Origin of the sequence: Pseudonocardia sp. HH130630-07 (assembly GCF_001698125.1) — a bacterium.
In the GTDB taxonomy this organism is placed as follows: Bacteria; Actinomycetota; Actinomycetes; order Mycobacteriales; family Pseudonocardiaceae; genus Pseudonocardia.
This window is the reverse complement of record NZ_CP013854.1, coordinates 759,835-775,094: the sequence shown is the minus strand read 5'-3', so window position 1 is coordinate 775,094 and position 15,260 is coordinate 759,835. Positions and strand designations below refer to the sequence as shown.

Here is a 15,260-nt window from a genome sequence, read left to right as displayed (position 1 = left end):
CTCGCCCCGCCAGGGCGGGCTCGGCGGAGCGCGCGGCCGGACGCGTCCTCCCGGTGGATTCTCCCCGTGATCGCGCCACGAGGTCCGACCGAGGTGGTATCCAGGAGGAACACGGGATCGCAAACCCTGTCGGAGGCGAGAAGTCGTGGGCAAGCACGCGGACAACACCGAGAGCGACGGGCACAAGGACGGCTACGACCACACCCGGACCAAGGACGTCGACGACGCCGGCGGCGGGAAGCACGACAAGGACGACACGTGACCGCGGCCGGCACGACACCGCAGTGGCAGGTCCTGTCCGAGCAGGTTCCGCGGACCGCGTTCCTGCCGGACACCATCTGGATCCGGGGCGAGTCCGGTTCGTTCACCGCGGTGCACCGCGACACCGACCCCGACGCCTGGCACGCAGCTGCCGTCGCGGACGCGCCGGTGATCACCCAGGTCGACCTCGGTGCGGTCGAACCCGGCGCGACGGGCAGCTTCCCGTCCAGCTCGTGCAGCCGGCCCGGCATCGTCGCGGACATGCTCCTCGCCCTGGACACGCAACCAGGTGACCGGGTGCTGGAGATCGGCACCGGCACCGGTTGGAACGCCGCGCTGCTCGCCCACCGGGTCGGGCCCGGCGGGCACGTCACCACCATCGAGGTCGATCCCGCCCTGGCCGACGGTGCCCGCCGCGCGCTGACCGCGGCCGGGTACGCGCCGACGGTCGTCACCGGCGACGGGACGGCCGGCGTCCCCGACCACGCCCCCTACGACCGGGTGATCGCCACCGCCGCGATCCGCGAGGTCGTACCACCGGCATGGCCGGCCCAGCTGCGCCCGGGCGGGCGGCTGGTGACCCCGTGGGGTACCGACTGGTCCAACGGCGTCATGCTCACCGTCGACCTCGACGACACCGGAGTCGGCACCGGGCGGTTCAGCGGGGACCTGGCGTTCATGCGCATCCGCGACCAGCGCCGCGCGCTGCACTACTTCGAGCCCTCGCCCGATGCCGTCGCCGCCGCGGACGTGTCGACCACCGCCTGCCGTGGCAGCGACCTGGACCGGATACTCGACCCCGACAAGGGCCTGTTCGCCATCGGTGCTCGCCTGGCCCCGGTGAACAAGGCCATGAAGTGGGACAGACACGGTCGGCGCCACCACAGTCTCGAACTCGACGACCCGGTCACCGGGTCGTGGGCCCGTCTCGACGCGAACCTCACCGACCCCGCCCCGTTCACCGTGCACCAACTCGGACCGCGGCGGCTGTGGGACGAGACCGAAGACGCCTACGACTGGTGGCACGACCACGGCGAGCCCGGCCTCGACCGGTTCGGCCTGACCACCACCCCGAGCGGCGCGATCGCCCAGACCATGTGGCTCGACGAGCCCAGCTCCGTCGTCCGCACCTGGGCGTCGCCCGGCTGAACATCGGGCACGCACCCGACAACGGCGACGGACTCGCCGACCAGCGGATCCTCTCGTGCGGCCTCCAGCTAGCCGGCCGATCACCGGGAGGACGTGCCGCTCGGTTCAGACCGTGGCGACCCGGACCCGGCCCGGTGCCCCGCCACCGCGGAACTCCCGCAGTCGCTCCCCTTCGGCCACGATGTCGTCGGTCTCGGCCGGGGACAGCGGACGCAGCGGCTGCACGGTGAGGTCGGTGCCGTCGGCCCCGTCCCCGCCGGACGGGGCCCAGGTCGCGGCGACCCGGCCGTCGACCAGCACGAAGCGGGCGCCGGCGACGCTGAGCCCGCGGTGGGCGTCGTCGATGACCCGGCTCCGGTCGTCGAACCCCAGCACGACGTTGTCGAACGCGGGCAGGAACCGCACCGGCGCCGGGACGTCCGGGCCGGGGAGCGGCGCGTCGGGGACGTCCAGCAGCTCCCGGCCCCGCTCGTCACGGAAGGTCCGCAGTTCGGGCCGCATCCGCGCGAGGACCGCGGGCAGCCCGGTCAGCCCGCACCAGGCGCGCAGGTCCGCGGACGCGGCGGGACCGAACGCGCGCAGGTAGCGGCGCACCAGCTCCTCGGCCGCCGGCTCCGGGTCGGGGTCCCGGCCCAGCCATGCGGCCACCGTCGTCAACCGGGCCTGCCCCGCGCCGTCCCAGGTGCCGCGGGGCGGGACCTGGACGAGCGGGACGACCGACACCGCGGCGTCGGCGAGCGCGGCGTGCGCCGCGTCCGGGAACCGGGCGGCGACCAGCCGGGCTACCTCGCCCCCGGTCCGCGGGGTCTCGGTGAAGCACGGTGCGACGGCCTCGGCGAGCGTCTCCGGCGTCACCCCGGCCAGGTCCGCCTTCCGGGCGCCCCAGGTCCGCTGGGTGATCATCGGCTGGTGCAGCGCGCGGTGGGCGAGACAGTCGTCGGCGGTCACCAGGTGCACGGTGCGGCGCATCAGCAGCGTCCGGACCAGGGTGCGGTCGGTCAGCGCCGCCGAGGCCGGGGCCGGGTCGAACGCGGCGATCCGGGACCACAGCCCGGTGTAGGGCTCGCGGGGTTCCTGCGCCTGGAGCCCGCCCAGGTGGCCGACGACCTCCGCGGCGGTGGTCCCGGCGACCCTGCGTTCGAGCAGGTGCTGGCGAGCCAGGGTCGCCCGGTTGAGGGCCTGCCGGTCGAGGACCGTCGTCATGCGCCGAGCACAGCAGACGGCGCTGGTGCCCGGCAACGCCGGTGGCCTCCGTGGAACCACGGAGGTGCTGGAAGGATGCGCGGTCCATGGTGGTCCGTGGACCACGACGGGAGGACCCGATGGGACACGAGACGCACACCCGGACGACGGCGGCGATCGTGGGTGCGGCCGGCGCGGCCGCGGCCGTCGTCACCTGGTACCTGGTGGGTGACCTGAGCAGCCCCGGGCCCGGCACCCCGATCGTCGCGGCGCCGCAGGTCCCGGTCGCGCTCGAGCACGTCGGCGGGGTGCTGGCGATCGGTCTGCTCGTGGCGCTGGCCGCGGTGACCGCCCGCCGGACCGGCGCGACCGGGATCGGTGCCGCGGCACTTCTCGTCCCGGCCGGTGTCCTGCTCGGCGGGATCGGACGGCTCGTGACCGCCGCGACCCCGGACGCGAACATCGGCGGGGGGATCGCGATCCTGTTCGGGCTGCCGCTGGTCGGGACGCTGGTGCTGGCGGCCGTGGCGGTACTGGTGACGTCGGCGGTGCGGCGCCGCCGGACGGCGGGGGCCCGGACATGACGGCCGTGGTGCGGTGACCCGCCGGTGATCGCCGACGCGCTGTCCGCCGCGGCGGACCTGCTGGGCCCGGGGGTGCTGGTCGTGGCGGCGCTGGTCCTGGTGGCGGAGTCCGGGCTGCTCGTCGGGGTCGTGCTGCCGGGGATCAGCGTGACCGTCGGGCTCGGTGTGCTGGCAGGGACGGGTGCGGTGCCCGGCCCCGCCGCGGTGACGGCGGCGGTGACGGCGGCGGTCGCCGGGCCCAGCCTCGGCTACTGGCGGGCGCGTAGCGCCGGTGCGGGACCGCTGCGCGGGGGTGCCCGGGTCCCGCCGCCGGCCCGGCGGGTGCTGCGGCTCGCCGAGGCCCGCCCGGTCGTGGCGCTCGCACTCGGGCAGTGGTTCGCGGTGGCCAGGACGCTCGTGCCGCGGGTGGCCGGACCGAGCCTGCGTTATCCGCGGTTCCTGCTGGTCAGCGTCCCGGTGGCGGCGGCGTGGGCGCTGGCCACCTTCGGGCTCGGCCGGTTGCTGGTGGCGGGCTCGGCGGTCGCGGCGGGGCTGGTCTCCGTGCAGGAGATCCTCACCTGGGTACTGCTCGGTGCGCTGGCGGTGGCGGTGGGATGGACCGTCGTCCGTACGGCACGCGCGCGGCGGGCCGCCCGCTCCTGACAATGCGAACGCATTGCTACGCTCGCCGGGTGCCACGGACCACCGACCACGAGGCCCGGCGCGAGCAGCTGGCGGCCGCCGTCTGGCGCCTGGTCTCCGACGGCGGGGTCGAAGCGGTGTCGCTGCGCTCGGTCGCGGCCGAGGCGGGCGTGTCGATGGGGCGGGTGCAGTACTACTTCTCGACGAAGGACGATCTGCTGCTCGACGGCCTGCGGTTCTCCCACCGGTACATGGAACGCCGGATCGGGCAGCGCCTGGAGGGGTCCGCCGGTGACGAGCGCACGATCCTGGTCGCCATCCTCGACGAGCTGCTGGGGGAGCACCCGCAGACCCGGGACGCGATCCGGGTGCACTCCGCGTTCGCGGCGCGCGCGGTGACCGAGGAGATGGCCGACGTGCTCACCGACGGCGACGAGGAGATCCTCGCGCTCACCGTGCGCGTCGTGGCCGAGGCCGTCGCGTCCGGGCGGGCCGCGCCCGGCACCGACCCGGAGATCGACGGGTTCGCACTGTGGACGCTGGCCCGCGGCCTGGGCGGCGACGTCGCGCTCTACGGCGCCCCGGTCGAACGGGCGCGCCGGACGCTGCACCACGTCCTGGACCGGATCGCCCCGCCGCCCGGCGCCCGGGAGCAGCCGTGCCGCCGGTGACGCTGCGCCCGGGTGAGCCCGGTGACGCCGGCTGGCTCGCCGAGCTGCGCGCGGTGGTCCTGCGCGCCGACCTCGAACGGCTCGGGCGCTTCGACCCGGTGCGGGTACGGCAGCGGTTCCGGTCGGGCTTCGTCCCGGCGCACACCCGGATCGTCCTGGTCGACGGCGTGGACGCCGGCTCGGTCGCGGTGCGGCCGGAGACCGGCGCGCGCTGGATCGAGCACTTCTACCTGGCCCCGGCGTTGCAGGGGCGGGGGATCGGCGGCGAGGTCCTGCGCGGGGTGTTGCGGGACGTCGATCCCCGGCCGTTCCGGCTGAACGTCCTGCAGGGCAGCCGGGCGCGCGTGCTCTACGACCGGCACGGTTTCGTGGTGACGGCCGAGGACGAGATCGACGTCTTCATGGAGCGCCCCGCGGCAGATACCGGCGACGGGTCACCGCTCCGCGGCGAGTAGGGGTGTTCGCCGAATACCGGTGTTCGCGCGACGCGACGCGTTATCCTCCCCGGGGCGTGTGAACGGCACGTACGGGTAATCACCGGGGAGTTCTCGTTGCTGACGATCGCCATTGTCGTGAGCTGGATCGGACTGGTCGTGTGGGGTTTCGGCCGCGCCGCTCGCGGGCCGGTCTTCTGGGCCACGACGAGTTTCGTCCTCTCCCAGACCGTCTACGTCCCGGCTATCGGTCGGGCACTCGCCGAGCTGACCCGGTCGCCGTATTCGTGCAACCAGTTCATGAACGTGTGGGGCCTGCTCTCGGCGTTCGCGGTCCTCGCCTGTGTCGTCGAGCGCAACCGTATCCACTGGGCGTTCTTCGGTGGTGCCGCAGCCCTGTGCACCGCGGCCCTGTTCGTTCTCGCGGCCGTCGAGAATCCGAGTCCGGTCGGTTGTATCGCCTCGCTCGACGTGACGTGGACGTCGGGTTACTGGTGGATCCTGACCGTCGTCCACGTCGTGTCGAGCGCGTGGGCGGCGGCCGAGATCGCTCGGCACGCGGTCGTCGCGTGGGGCACACCCGACCGGCTGTTCGCCGCGGGACTGACGGTGTTCGGCGCCGCGTTCGTCTCCTCCACGGTCTTCTGGCTCCTCCTGGGCGCGGTGCAGGTCACGGGGGACCGGGGGATCGGGGCGTCCGCGTCCGCGGTGGTGTTCCCGACCACGGTGTACGCCACGAGCGTGGCGCTGGTGACGGCCGCGACGGCGCAGGTACTGACCCTCCGGACCGCCCGGCGGACACTCACCGCGCTGTACCGGCGCCACGTCGAGCAGGAACGACGGCTGCGTCCCGGTACGGCTCCGCAGGCATGGCGTGCGGTCGCCGGGGCCTGGTGGCAGGCGCCGGACGAGGCCGTCCACCGGCTGTCGGTGCGGGTCTCCGACAACGACCTCGCCGCCGGTGTGTCCGGCACCCCGGCGACCCCCGGCGATCGGCACGGGGCGTGAGCGGGATCGGTTCGGGCGGCCGCGACGACGGGGTCCGCCTGGCCGCCGTCGCCCGCGCGACCGACGACTGGACGGTCGCGGCCCTCGAGGAGGTGCTGCCCCGGGACGGCGGGCAGTGCGACGTCCTGGAGGTGGGGTGCGGCACCGGGTCCGTCGCGATCGAGCTGGCCCGGCGACGGCCGGCGATCCGGGTCTGGGCGCTGGACCCGGACCTGGCGTTGCTGCCCGCCGCCGACCGCCGCCCGGCGAACCTCCGCCCGGTCCGCAGCCGGGTGCAGGACTGGACCCCGCCCACGCGGTTCGCGCTGGTGCACGCCCGGTTCGTGCTCTCCCACCTCCCGGACCGGGAGGCGGTCTGCACCCGGCTCGCGGACTGGCTGGTCCCGGGCGGGCACCTGGTCGTCACCGATCCGGTCCATCTCGACCTCGGCGGTGGTGGCCCGGTGGCCCGGGTGCTCGCCGCCTACCGTGCGGTCGCCGAGGCGGACGGCCTGGCGTTCACGTTCGCCCCGGCCCTGCCCGGGTTGTTCCTGGGTGCGGGCCTGACCGACGTCGACCTGCGGGCCCGGCCCGCGCGCCTGGGCGGCGGTCCCGGCGTCGATCGCTGGGCGCCACTGGTCCGGCGGGTGGAGGACCGGCTCGCCGGGGTCACGCCGGCGGATCTGGCCGCGTTCCACGCCCACGCGGAGTCCCCGGCCACCTGGAGCGTCCCGCAGATCCTCCTCACGGTCACGGGGCGCGCCCCGGCCCGAGCCGGCCGTGGCCGCGCCGGTCCGCGCCGGGTCTAGCCGGCCCAGTCGAACCGGCGCCGGGCGATCACCGGGACGGGCACGACGAGCCGGGTGCAGGCGAGTGCGGCGAAGGCCTCCGCGCGCCGCTCCTCCGGGGTCGCGAGCGACACGGTCCCGTCGCCGGGGTGCCCGTGCGTGCAGTCGCGCAGCGGGCCGCCCGGTGACCGCCCCACGTAGTCCCGGCCGAGCAGGTGCCCCAGCTCGTGGGCGATGACGTGGGCCCGGTGCAGGCCGTCCAGGTCGTCCCGGATCACGATGACGTCGGTGCTGGCCGGGCCGCGGAGGAACGACACGCCGGTCGTCAGCGTCCCGGGTTCGTCGATCCACTGCCGGTGCGTGCGTTCCACGATCGTCACCGGCCCGACCAGGGGCTCGCACCACGCGACCAGCTCGTCGATCGAGGCGTAGTGCCGCCTCGCGCCGGCGGTCCGCCGGATGTCGCGCACGAAGCGGGCGGCGCCCCGGCGGTCGGCCGCGGTGATGCGGTGATGGGGAGGGAGACGCACGGATCGGTCCCGTCCGGTCCGGGACGTCAGGCGCCGTCGGCGTCGCCCGGGGGCCGGCCGTCGCGCGCGTCGTCCAGTCCGGAGATGGTCTGGATCAGCCACTGAGCCTTTGCCAACCTGGTCAGGTGTTGACGATCATGAGGGTCTGAACTGCGGCGATGAGCTGTCCGGCCCGGTTCGGGCTGGAGCGGATCTTGCGGAGGATCTTCCAGTTCTTCAGCTCGGCGTTGACCCGCTCACCGGGTCCGCGGCGGCGTGAGTGAGCGGCGTTGACCTCGCGCTGGTTGTGCGACAGCGGGCGGAACCGGCCGGTGTCGGGGTCCTTGCGTCGCCGCCGGTGCGGGACCGCGACCGTCGGGCCGGCGCCCTGATATGCGGTGTCGGCAGCCGCCCGGATCCGGTGCTCGGTCAGGGCGTCGATGATGCCGTGCTCGCGGGCGGCGCCTATGTCGTGGCGGGCTCCGGGAAGCGGCGGGGAGATCCACACCAGCTGGCCGGCGGGGTCGGCGATGACCTGGACGTTGAGTCCGTGGCACTTGTGCTTGCCGGAGTAGAACCCGCGGTCATAGCCCGAGGCCATCCCGACGCGGTCGATGCGCAGCAGGGTGCCGTCGAGGATGACGAACGCTTTCCCGATGGCGACGTCGATCGCCTGCTCCAGGGTCGGGGCCATCGCCGCGAGCAGCTCGATCGCCTCGCGCAGGTAGCGGTAGACCGTCGAGGTCCCGACCCGGAAACCGCAGGCGAGGTCGGTGTAGGTCTCGCCCTTGCGCAGGTGGGCGACCACGAGCAGGGCCTGGCGGCCGCACGTCAGCTTCCGCCACCGGGTCGCCCGCTGGTTGCGGTGCGCGCGCAGCGCGTCAGAGAGTACGTGCAGGGCACGGCTGGACACGGTCATCCCGGACGGGTAGGACAGCACCTTGAAGCTCCTGGTCGGACGGTTTCGATCTCAGCAATCGCCCGTCTACCAGGAGCTTCACCCATCCGAGGGCACGCCACGCCGTAGCCGCCCTGACGAGCCCGAACACCAGGTTGGCAAAGGCTCACTGTGACCGCGCTCTCTCCCGGTCGCATCCGACTCGTCAACTTTGATGAGTGCCGGTAATGACGGCGCGGGAAAGGTCGACAAGCCAGACGACATCCGACAATTCGAAGGGTTCGTGACGGGCGTGAGGATGCTTCTGGTCGTGCTGGGGTCTCTGGCGGCGATTGGTTGGCTCGGAAGAATGGCACTTCTCGGCTACGCCGGAGAACCACACTGCTGGGCGGAACGCCCCGAACAGGTGCCGGACCGGGTTCTGATCCCCCGGCCGCGCCGTAGCAGCGAGTCCGTCTCCGGCGACGCCCTGTCCAGGACCTGAAGGCGGGAGACCGAGATGACGTACCCCTCGCACCGACAGTTCCATCCGGCCTACGGTCCGCCGCCCAGGAACGGTCCGGGGACGACCGCTCTGATCCTCGGAATCCTGGGGGCGCTGTTCGCCCTCGTCCCGCTGATCGGCGTGATCGCGTGGCCGCTGGTCATCCTCGGCCTCGTGTTCGGGATCGTCGGGATCGTCCGGTGGCGTCGGGGCACCGCCACCAACTCCGGTATGGCTGTCACGGGAACCGTGCTCTCCGCGTTTCGGACTCCTGGTCTGCTCGATCTGGGTCGCGGCACTCGGTAGCGCCGGTTCGGTGTCTGTGGCGTCTGCTCCAGCCCCGACGCAGAGTGAGGTGTTCTCAGTAGCGTGGTGATCATGTTGTGCGGTCGTATTCGGTGTGGAGTAACACGAGCGCGGCTGCGGTGATCGCGCCGGTGCGCCAGGGACAGAGGGTGACTCGCTGTAGCGTTGCGAAGGTGGTCTTGAGCAGGGCGTTTGCTCGTTCGGCGAGTGCTCGGGTGGCTGAGTGCAGGCTGTTGACGGTGCGCTGATCGACTGTTCGGCCGCCGGCGGGGATGGGTTTGATCGGCACGGTGAGTCGGTGGGCCTCACCTTCGTAGCCGAGATCGCCCAGCGCGGCGTGGTCATCATCGATCCAGTGATCGAGGTCTTCGAGCAGACCGGGGTGGGCTCGGGCACAGGTCACGTCGTGTTCGCGCCCGGGTCTTCCCGGGGATGTCCATAGCGGCCATCCATCCGGGGCGGACACGACCTGGACGTTCCCGCCGTGGCGGTGGTGTTTACCCGACCACCACAGGTCGACCCCCGCGGTGGGGCCGAGCGCGCGGCAGCGGTCGGTGGCGATCAGGGTGCCGTCCAGGTGAACGTGGGTGTGTCCGGCGAGGCGGGCGGCGAGCAGGGCACCGTGCAGCCCGGGTGCGGCGCTGGCGAGGACGTCGATGCCTTCGTGCAGGTAGCGATAGGTGGTCGCGGTACTGATCGCGTTGTCGCGGGCCAGGTGCCGGACCCGGGTGGCGTCGCAGAACCAGCGGATCACCAGCACTGCCTGGGCGAACGGGGTCAACGCCCGCCGCCGGGGGCGGGTACCGCGGCGACAGCGTTGAGCGGCCAGAAGCCGAGCCAGGTAGGCCACGGTGTGCTCCCCGATCGGGAGGACAGCGGTGTAGGTGACAGGATCGGACATGCGGGGCCTCGGAGAGTTCGTTGATCTTGGTCGACCAACTGCTCTACCGGGGCCCTGCCCCATGTCCTAGACATCTCCACTCCCTCGGCGTGTCGCAGCGGAACGACCACCACTACTGAGAACACCTCAGTGTGCTCCCGAGCCGGATGCTCACCCCGACGGCGCCGGCGCCGTCCGTTCCGGAGGGCGCCCTCACCGACGGGATATACGAGGTCGGTGTGGACATCGAGGCGGGCACGTACAGGACAGATGGCCCCGACCGGTCGACACTTCTCCCGAATTGTTACTACGAGCGAGCCAGGGACGCTTCGGGCACGCTCGACGCGGTCATCGCCAACAAGAACATGAACGGTCCCGGAATCGTGACGGTCGAGGACGGCGAGATCGTCAGGTTCTCCGGGGCGTGTGCCTGGATGAAGTCCTAGCCAGGGAGCCGGGCGAGTCCCGGCCGGATGCCGGGGCTCACAGGGTCTCGGAAGTCGGGTGTCCGGCGGGGCTCACCCTGCGGCGACGGTCCGCTCCGGCTCCGGCGGCACGGGAAAGGGCGCCAGCATCCGGCCCGTTCCGGAGGCGTCGACGTAGCCGATCTCCACGTGATCGCCGGCCCGGCGCGCGTACGGGTGCAGGCCCCCGCCCGGCCCGGCGAGGTCCGGCCAGCTCCGGTGGAGGTGGTCGATGACCATCTCCTGTAGTGCATCGAGCGCCCGGAGCGAGGCCTCGGCCGGGACGTCGGAGGTGGATACCGCGTCGCCGGGACGTCGACGTCGGTCATCTCGACGACGCGTGGCGGTTCCGCCCCTCGCGCGGACCGGACGGCGATCCGCACGCCGGTGGCCTGGGCGGTTACGCCGTCCGGAAGGAGTGGCGAGACCTCGCCGGTCACGTGCGTCAGCGCTGCGGCCATGACGCGCAGCCGCCAACCGGAGGGGTTGTCGTGCTCCGGACCAGATGTCATCGACGTCCTCGGGTGATGCGCCGGCCTGCGGCCGTGGACAGGCGGAGGCAGTCGGCGCCTGCGCCGGAGCGGACTGCCGTACGGACCCACTGCCTAGATGATCGATGCCCGCCAGAGATCGACGATGTCAGGGTCGGCGTCCTCCAGACGATCGGCGAGGGCGTCCGCCCCGTGCTCGTCGACATACCGCCGCTCCGGCTCGGTGATCGGCACCGCCATGACGAAAGCTGCGGTCTTACCGGACAGCTCGAGGGTGTCGAGACCGGTCCAGAGGTAGGGCGGAACGAGGAGGACGTGCGGAGTGGTGACGCTCTCGAAGTGTTCCGGCACCACGTCGGGGAACACGTTGTCCGGCTCCGGGGCCCACCCGTCGTTGATCACGAAGAACCCCGCAGGTAGCGAGGACGGCGCCGAACTCGGCCCGGTCGCTGGTCCCGACGAGCTCGACACCGAGGGGTGGCCGTACCGCGCCGGGGATCGCATGGTCCGAGAGTCCGATCGTGCAGAACGATGTCAGCCCGTCGGCCGGCGTCTCCGTCGCGGACAAGAGGTCGAGCGTCGTCCGCCGGCCTTCGTCGCCGTACGCGGTGACGGACCAGGTGCCGCCGAACGCCGCGGCGGCCGCCCGTGCGATGGCCTTGTTGTCTGGACTGGGGCCGTTACTCACCTAGGGCGTGTCTCCCAGATAGGCGGAGCGGGGTGCGCGATGCTTGATCGGTGCCGCGTACCGCTGTCCTGACTGATGCCCAGTGGGCCCGTCTGGCGCCGCTGTTGCCCTCCTCCGAGGGTCGTCGCGGGTGCCCGTTCCGCGATGACCGCCGGGTGATCGAGGGGATCATCTACCGGTATCGGTGCGGGCTTCCCTGGCGCGACGTCCCAGCCGAGTTCGGGCCGTGGCAGACGTTGTGGAAGCGGCACCGCCGCTACAGCGGCGACGGCACCTGGGACCACATCCTGGCTGCTCTTCTGGTCGAGGCCGACGCCGCCGAGGTGCTCGGGTGGGCGGTCAGCGTGGACTCCACGATCATCCGTGCCCACCAGCACGCCGCGACCCTCAAGCGCGACACAGGGGGCCGGATCGAACTACACGAATCTGCTCGCCGAACCAGCAGATCACGCGCTGGGACGGTCCCGCGGAGGGCTGTCGACGAAGATCCACCAGCTCGTTGACGGGCACGGCCGCCCGCTGGTGGTCCTCCTCGGCCCCGGCCAGGGCGGCGACTCGCCAATGTTTCCGCACCTGATGGCGCACCTGAGCATCGCCCGACCGGGCCCGGGACGACCCCGGACCCGGCCTGAACGCGTGCGCGCGGACAAGGCCTACTCCTCACGCGCGATCCGCCGGCACCTGCGCGAGCGCCGGATCATCGCTGTCATTCCGGAGCCCTCTGACCAGCAGGGACACCGCAAACGACGGGGCTCACGCGGTGGCCGACCGCCCGCATTCGATCCGGTCGACTACCGAAACCGCAACGTCGTCGAGTGCGGGTTCTGCCACGTCAAGCAGTGGCGCGGGCTGGCCACCCGTTACGACAAGCTCGCCCTGACCTTCCGCGGCGGCGCCGTCCTGAAGGCGATCGTCACCTGGCTCCGCGCATTGGGAGACACACCCTAGGTCGCGACGAGCTGAACTCCGTCGTGAGCCCGGGACGCGGGCGTGTCTGTGAGCGCATCGAGGACGCGTACGGCGTAGGCGGGGTCCATGTACTCGCGAACTTCGTCGGGGGTCAGCCAGTCCACTCGGAGGGACTCGTCAGTCGCGGTGGGCTCGCCGCCGAGGACTCGGCAGCGGAACACCAACGCGACGACGCCACGAGGAAGGTTCTTGTAGGCGCCCGTCAGCCGCTCGGCCTCGACTCGGATGCCGGTTTCCTCGGCGACCTCTCGGCACACACCCTGCTCGAAGGTCTCCGCCAACTCCAAGACGCCGCCCGGCGGCTCCCAGTGGGCGTTGTCGCGCCGCTGGATGGCGAGGACGCGTCCGTCCTCCCGCACCACGATCCCTGCGACGCTGACGGAGTGCTGCGGCGTGCCGGCCATGGCGCTCACCTCCTCGGTTGACGGCAGACGCTACGCTACCGACTTGTCTACACGAGTACACAAGTGGAGGGACTTCGTGCAGCTCGGAGAGATCGACCGGAGCAACGATCGGCCGCCGTATCGCCAGATCGCAGATCACCTGCGGGCGGCCATCGACCGCGGTGAGCTGACCGCTGGGGACCGTCTGCCGTCGGAAGCTGAGCTGACCCGCCACTACTCCGTTGCCCGGATGACGGCCCGACAAGCGATCCAGGAGCTACGCACCGAGGGGCGCGTGGTCGCGGAGCACGGTCGTGGTGTGTTCGTCCGGATGCCTGCCCCTGTCCGGCGACTCGCGTCCGACCGGTTCGCACGTAAGCATCGTGACGCTGGCCAGGCTGCGTTCCTCGCGGAAGCAGACAAGGCAGGGGTGCGCCCGTCTGTCGACCAGATCGAGATCACCGAAGCCGCTCCCCCGGCCGACGTACGCGAGCGGCTGCGCCTCTCGGAAGACGAACGAGTTGCCGTCCGCTCCCGGCGGTACCTGGCTGACGACCGACCCATCGAGGTCGCAACGTCGTTCGTACCGCTGACGATCGCTGAGGGCACGGCGATCCTGGAAGCGAACACGGGGCCAGGCGGCATCTACGCACGCCTAGAGGACGCAGGTCACCTCCTCGACCACTTCGTGGAAGAGGTGACCGCACGGATGCCGACCTCCGTCGAACGGGGCCACCTCGCACTGCCGGACGGGGTTCCAGTACTGGTCGTCGTGCGCACGGCCTACGACACGACCGGCAGGCCGGTCGAGGTCTGCGACACCGTCAAGGCCGCGCCCGCGTACGTCCTTGAGTACGAGATTCCGGCCCGCTGAGCTGCATAGATCCGGTCCGACAAACTGGTCGTTGCAACTCGTCTAGACGTGCGCTACCGTCGTAATCACTCCCCTAGACGTCCAGTCAAGGGGTAGTCAATAAGGAGGTCAGGCATGCGTGACATCCCGGTGGTGCTGGACGGCTACAAGATAACGGTGGTGGAGCCGCCCGCGCCGAAGGTTCGGCAGGACGCGAACGGCGCGGAGGTCCCGGTGACCGATCGGGACGGGGTGATGCAGTTCGTGGTGTCGGTGTTCGCCAAGCTGCAGGTGCAGCCGGGTCAGCGGGCGCCGAAGGGCGAGGAGATCAAGGTGACCTTGGAGACCGATCCCGGGGAGGGGTTCCCGGAGGATGCGCGGGTCGCGCTGGTGGAGCCGCGGATCAACCCGTACTCGATCGACTCCGGGGATGGCCGGACGATCTCGGGGGTCGCGTTCAAGGCGAAGGCGCTGCGCCCGATGCACCCCGCTCCGGCCCGTCGGGGTAAGGACGGCGAGGGCGAGTAGCCCGTAGCGCTGCGCCGAGATCAGATAGCGCAGCGTTTTCGCGCTCCGGACATGCATTCTCCGGAATCCGATGAATGACTCAGACAGGACAGGTGTGTCCCAAAATCGGGTGGTGATGCCGGTGATCTGTAGTGAATGCAGCGGGAGCCGGGCGTGTGATGCGTGTGACGGCTATGGCGATTCCGTCGGCGGGATCGAGTGCGAGAGGTGTTCGGCGACCGGGCGGTGCCCGAATTGTTTCGGCGAGGGCGAGACCCGCACCGAGACAGCGACACAGGCAGCGACCGAGACGGCGACACAGGCAGTGGCGGCAGTGAGTGGGAGGACGGAGCAGTGGGTGTGACGACGAGGACCAGGGCGACCACCGGGGTGGGCCGGTTGGTGCGGCGGATCGAGCGGGAGCGCAAGGACTGGATCCGCACCGTCGGCGCCGAGATCGCCACCGAGCAGGCGTGGCGCGCCGGTGTCGCCGAGGGGCTGCGGCTGGCGCAGATCGCGATCCGGAAGGGGGTGTGAACCGGTGGCTCTGAGCCTGGGTCCGCGGGACCGGATCACGACGTTGCCGAAGGTCAACCGGCGCGCGCTGCGCAAGTACGGCGAGTTCTGGCGGGCCCTACAGGTCGTGGGTGACGCCGTCTACGACGCCCAGCAACTCGCCGCGAAGGCCCGTGACGAGCAGGGCAAGGCGAAGAACAAGGCCGGTAAGGGCGTCTCGGCGAAGGCCGGCCACACCGCGACCGCGGCGATGGGTCGGGTGTCGGGCGAGGAGATGGCGTCCTCGGCGAAGAAGGCGAACCGGTCGCTTGAGGTGATCACCACGGCGGCGAAGAAGTGGGAAGCGGAGCTGATCTCACGGGAGTGGAGGAAGTAGATGTCCAAGGCAGTGGATCAGACCGTGGAGTACCTCGACATGGCGATGCGCGACCTCAAGCGCGCCCTGAACGGTATCCCGTATCGGACGGGTGGGTTCAAGAACACCCACGACCAGTTGGCCCGCGATGTCGCGGTGCTGACCGTTCAGCTCGACGCCTCCCGCGGCGTGCTGCGCGAACAGAAGAAGTAGTGCCCTGTGGTGGTGGGGCGCCCGCCGAGCGTGATTCTTGGCGGAAACCATTCGACGGGCGCCCCGC

Annotated in this window: 22 protein-coding genes; 15 read left to right on the top strand and 7 right to left on the bottom strand. The window is 71.7% G+C overall.

Annotated elements, in window-relative coordinates; genetic code table 11:
- Positions 1-258: 258 nt before the first annotated feature.
- Positions 259-1,410 carry a methyltransferase domain-containing protein gene (locus AFB00_RS03820; protein ID WP_068796065.1) on the top strand — a complete coding sequence of 384 codons (1,152 nt, stop codon included), beginning with the start codon at positions 259-261 and terminating at the stop codon, positions 1,408-1,410.
- A 105-nt stretch (positions 1,411-1,515) separates the two neighbouring features.
- On the opposite strand, the gene AFB00_RS03815 is transcribed toward AFB00_RS03820, so the two are convergent.
- Positions 1,516-2,613, bottom strand: a complete 1,098-nt coding sequence (locus tag AFB00_RS03815) for a winged helix DNA-binding domain-containing protein (RefSeq protein WP_068796064.1) — start codon at positions 2,611-2,613, stop codon at positions 1,516-1,518.
- Positions 2,614-2,732: 119 nt separating this feature from the next.
- Between AFB00_RS03815 and AFB00_RS03810 the strand changes: the two genes are divergently transcribed.
- The 6 genes from AFB00_RS03810 (at position 2,733) to AFB00_RS03785 (ending at position 6,698) form a co-directional block, all read left to right on the top strand.
- Complete coding sequence (locus AFB00_RS03810; protein WP_068796063.1) at positions 2,733-3,176, top strand: hypothetical protein; 444 nt, start codon at positions 2,733-2,735, stop codon at positions 3,174-3,176.
- A 24-nt stretch (positions 3,177-3,200) separates the two neighbouring features.
- On the top strand, positions 3,201-3,818 hold the full coding sequence (locus AFB00_RS03805) for a DedA family protein (RefSeq protein WP_068796062.1): 618 nt from the start codon (positions 3,201-3,203) through the stop codon (positions 3,816-3,818).
- A gap of 29 nt (positions 3,819-3,847) precedes the next feature.
- Entirely contained in the window at positions 3,848-4,468 is a 621-nt protein-coding gene (locus tag AFB00_RS03800; protein ID WP_156819360.1) for a TetR/AcrR family transcriptional regulator, read from the top strand.
- Positions 4,456-4,923: a GNAT family N-acetyltransferase gene (locus tag AFB00_RS03795; RefSeq protein ID WP_068796060.1), complete on the top strand. Its 468-nt coding sequence runs from the start codon at positions 4,456-4,458 to the stop codon at positions 4,921-4,923. The genes AFB00_RS03800 and AFB00_RS03795 overlap by 13 nt, the downstream gene beginning before the upstream one ends.
- A 117-nt stretch (positions 4,924-5,040) precedes the next feature.
- Positions 5,041-5,910 (top strand): hypothetical protein, encoded by an 870-nt coding sequence (locus AFB00_RS33835; RefSeq protein ID WP_068796059.1) that lies wholly within the window; start codon positions 5,041-5,043, stop codon positions 5,908-5,910.
- Complete coding sequence (locus AFB00_RS03785) at positions 5,907-6,698, top strand: class I SAM-dependent methyltransferase (protein ID WP_068796058.1); 792 nt, start codon at positions 5,907-5,909, stop codon at positions 6,696-6,698. The genes AFB00_RS33835 and AFB00_RS03785 overlap by 4 nt, the downstream gene beginning before the upstream one ends.
- Here AFB00_RS03785 and AFB00_RS03780 read toward each other — a convergent pair.
- The 3 genes from AFB00_RS03780 to AFB00_RS03765 all read right to left on the bottom strand — a co-directional run bounded on the left by AFB00_RS03780 (position 6,695) and on the right by AFB00_RS03765 (position 9,775).
- On the bottom strand, positions 6,695-7,207 hold the full coding sequence (locus AFB00_RS03780; RefSeq protein WP_068796057.1) for an ImmA/IrrE family metallo-endopeptidase: 513 nt from the start codon (positions 7,205-7,207) through the stop codon (positions 6,695-6,697). The genes AFB00_RS03785 and AFB00_RS03780 overlap by 4 nt on opposite strands.
- Before the next feature lie 121 nt (positions 7,208-7,328).
- Positions 7,329-8,126, bottom strand: a complete 798-nt coding sequence (locus AFB00_RS03775) for a transposase family protein (RefSeq protein ID WP_068796056.1) — start codon at positions 8,124-8,126, stop codon at positions 7,329-7,331.
- A gap of 818 nt (positions 8,127-8,944) precedes the next feature.
- Positions 8,945-9,775, bottom strand: a complete 831-nt coding sequence (locus tag AFB00_RS03765; protein ID WP_068796054.1) for an HARBI1 family protein — start codon at positions 9,773-9,775, stop codon at positions 8,945-8,947.
- A gap of 146 nt (positions 9,776-9,921) precedes the next feature.
- Between AFB00_RS03765 and AFB00_RS03760 the strand changes: the two genes are divergently transcribed.
- Entirely contained in the window at positions 9,922-10,200 is a 279-nt protein-coding gene (locus AFB00_RS03760) for a hypothetical protein (RefSeq protein WP_156819359.1), read from the top strand.
- 72 nt (positions 10,201-10,272) lie between these two features.
- Here AFB00_RS03760 and AFB00_RS03755 read toward each other — a convergent pair whose 3' ends face one another.
- Together AFB00_RS03755 and AFB00_RS33830 are read right to left on the bottom strand one after the other, a co-directional pair.
- The gene (locus tag AFB00_RS03755) at positions 10,273-10,458 is read right to left on the bottom strand and encodes a hypothetical protein (RefSeq protein ID WP_068796052.1); all 186 of its coding nucleotides are present in this window, start codon (positions 10,456-10,458) and stop codon (positions 10,273-10,275) included.
- 365 nt (positions 10,459-10,823) lie between these two features.
- Positions 10,824-11,075, bottom strand: coding sequence for a suppressor of fused domain protein (locus AFB00_RS33830; protein ID WP_197519737.1), 252 nt, complete (start codon positions 11,073-11,075; stop codon positions 10,824-10,826).
- A 372-nt stretch (positions 11,076-11,447) separates the two neighbouring features.
- Here AFB00_RS33830 and AFB00_RS35980 point away from each other — a divergent pair, with 372 nt between their 5' ends.
- Entirely contained in the window at positions 11,448-11,900 is a 453-nt protein-coding gene (locus tag AFB00_RS35980) for an IS5 family transposase (RefSeq protein WP_442965819.1), read from the top strand.
- On the top strand, positions 11,824-12,345 hold the full coding sequence (locus AFB00_RS35975; RefSeq protein WP_442965860.1) for an IS5 family transposase: 522 nt from the start codon (positions 11,824-11,826) through the stop codon (positions 12,343-12,345). The genes AFB00_RS35980 and AFB00_RS35975 overlap by 77 nt, the downstream gene beginning before the upstream one ends.
- Here AFB00_RS35975 and AFB00_RS03740 read toward each other — a convergent pair.
- Positions 12,342-12,770, bottom strand: a complete 429-nt coding sequence (locus tag AFB00_RS03740; RefSeq protein ID WP_068796049.1) for an NUDIX hydrolase — start codon at positions 12,768-12,770, stop codon at positions 12,342-12,344. The genes AFB00_RS35975 and AFB00_RS03740 overlap by 4 nt on opposite strands.
- Before the next feature lie 76 nt (positions 12,771-12,846).
- Here AFB00_RS03740 and AFB00_RS03735 point away from each other — a divergent pair, with 76 nt between their 5' ends.
- The 5 genes from AFB00_RS03735 to AFB00_RS03720 all read left to right on the top strand — a co-directional run bounded on the left by AFB00_RS03735 (position 12,847) and on the right by AFB00_RS03720 (position 15,193).
- Complete coding sequence (locus AFB00_RS03735) at positions 12,847-13,623, top strand: GntR family transcriptional regulator (RefSeq protein WP_068799983.1); 777 nt, start codon at positions 12,847-12,849, stop codon at positions 13,621-13,623.
- Between the two features lie 114 nt (positions 13,624-13,737).
- Entirely contained in the window at positions 13,738-14,130 is a 393-nt protein-coding gene (locus tag AFB00_RS03730) for a hypothetical protein (protein WP_068796048.1), read from the top strand.
- A 339-nt stretch (positions 14,131-14,469) separates the two neighbouring features.
- Entirely contained in the window at positions 14,470-14,646 is a 177-nt protein-coding gene (locus AFB00_RS32905) for a hypothetical protein (RefSeq protein WP_231974207.1), read from the top strand.
- A 4-nt stretch (positions 14,647-14,650) separates the two neighbouring features.
- Positions 14,651-15,001: a hypothetical protein gene (locus AFB00_RS03725; protein ID WP_068796047.1), complete on the top strand. Its 351-nt coding sequence runs from the start codon at positions 14,651-14,653 to the stop codon at positions 14,999-15,001.
- Positions 15,002-15,193: a hypothetical protein gene (locus AFB00_RS03720; RefSeq protein WP_068796046.1), complete on the top strand. Its 192-nt coding sequence runs from the start codon at positions 15,002-15,004 to the stop codon at positions 15,191-15,193. It abuts the gene before it with no gap.
- The last annotated feature ends 67 nt before the right edge of the window (positions 15,194-15,260 follow it).

What these genes read in the sequence shown, in the direction of transcription:
- AFB00_RS03815 (WP_068796064.1), bottom strand. Translation starts at nt 2,613, where the DNA reads ATGACGACGGTCCTCGACCGGCAGGCCCTCAACCGGGCGACCCTGGCT.
- AFB00_RS03810 (WP_068796063.1), top strand. Translation starts at nt 2,733, where the DNA reads ATGGGACACGAGACGCACACCCGGACGACGGCGGCGATCGTGGGTGCG.
- AFB00_RS03765 (WP_068796054.1), bottom strand. Translation starts at nt 9,775, where the DNA reads ATGTCCGATCCTGTCACCTACACCGCTGTCCTCCCGATCGGGGAGCAC.
- AFB00_RS03760 (WP_156819359.1), top strand. Translation starts at nt 9,922, where the DNA reads ATGCTCACCCCGACGGCGCCGGCGCCGTCCGTTCCGGAGGGCGCCCTC.
- AFB00_RS03755 (WP_068796052.1), bottom strand. Translation starts at nt 10,458, where the DNA reads ATGGTCATCGACCACCTCCACCGGAGCTGGCCGGACCTCGCCGGGCCG.
- AFB00_RS03740 (WP_068796049.1), bottom strand. Translation starts at nt 12,770, where the DNA reads ATGGCCGGCACGCCGCAGCACTCCGTCAGCGTCGCAGGGATCGTGGTG.
- AFB00_RS03730 (WP_068796048.1), top strand. Translation starts at nt 13,738, where the DNA reads ATGCGTGACATCCCGGTGGTGCTGGACGGCTACAAGATAACGGTGGTG.
- AFB00_RS03720 (WP_068796046.1), top strand. Translation starts at nt 15,002, where the DNA reads ATGTCCAAGGCAGTGGATCAGACCGTGGAGTACCTCGACATGGCGATG.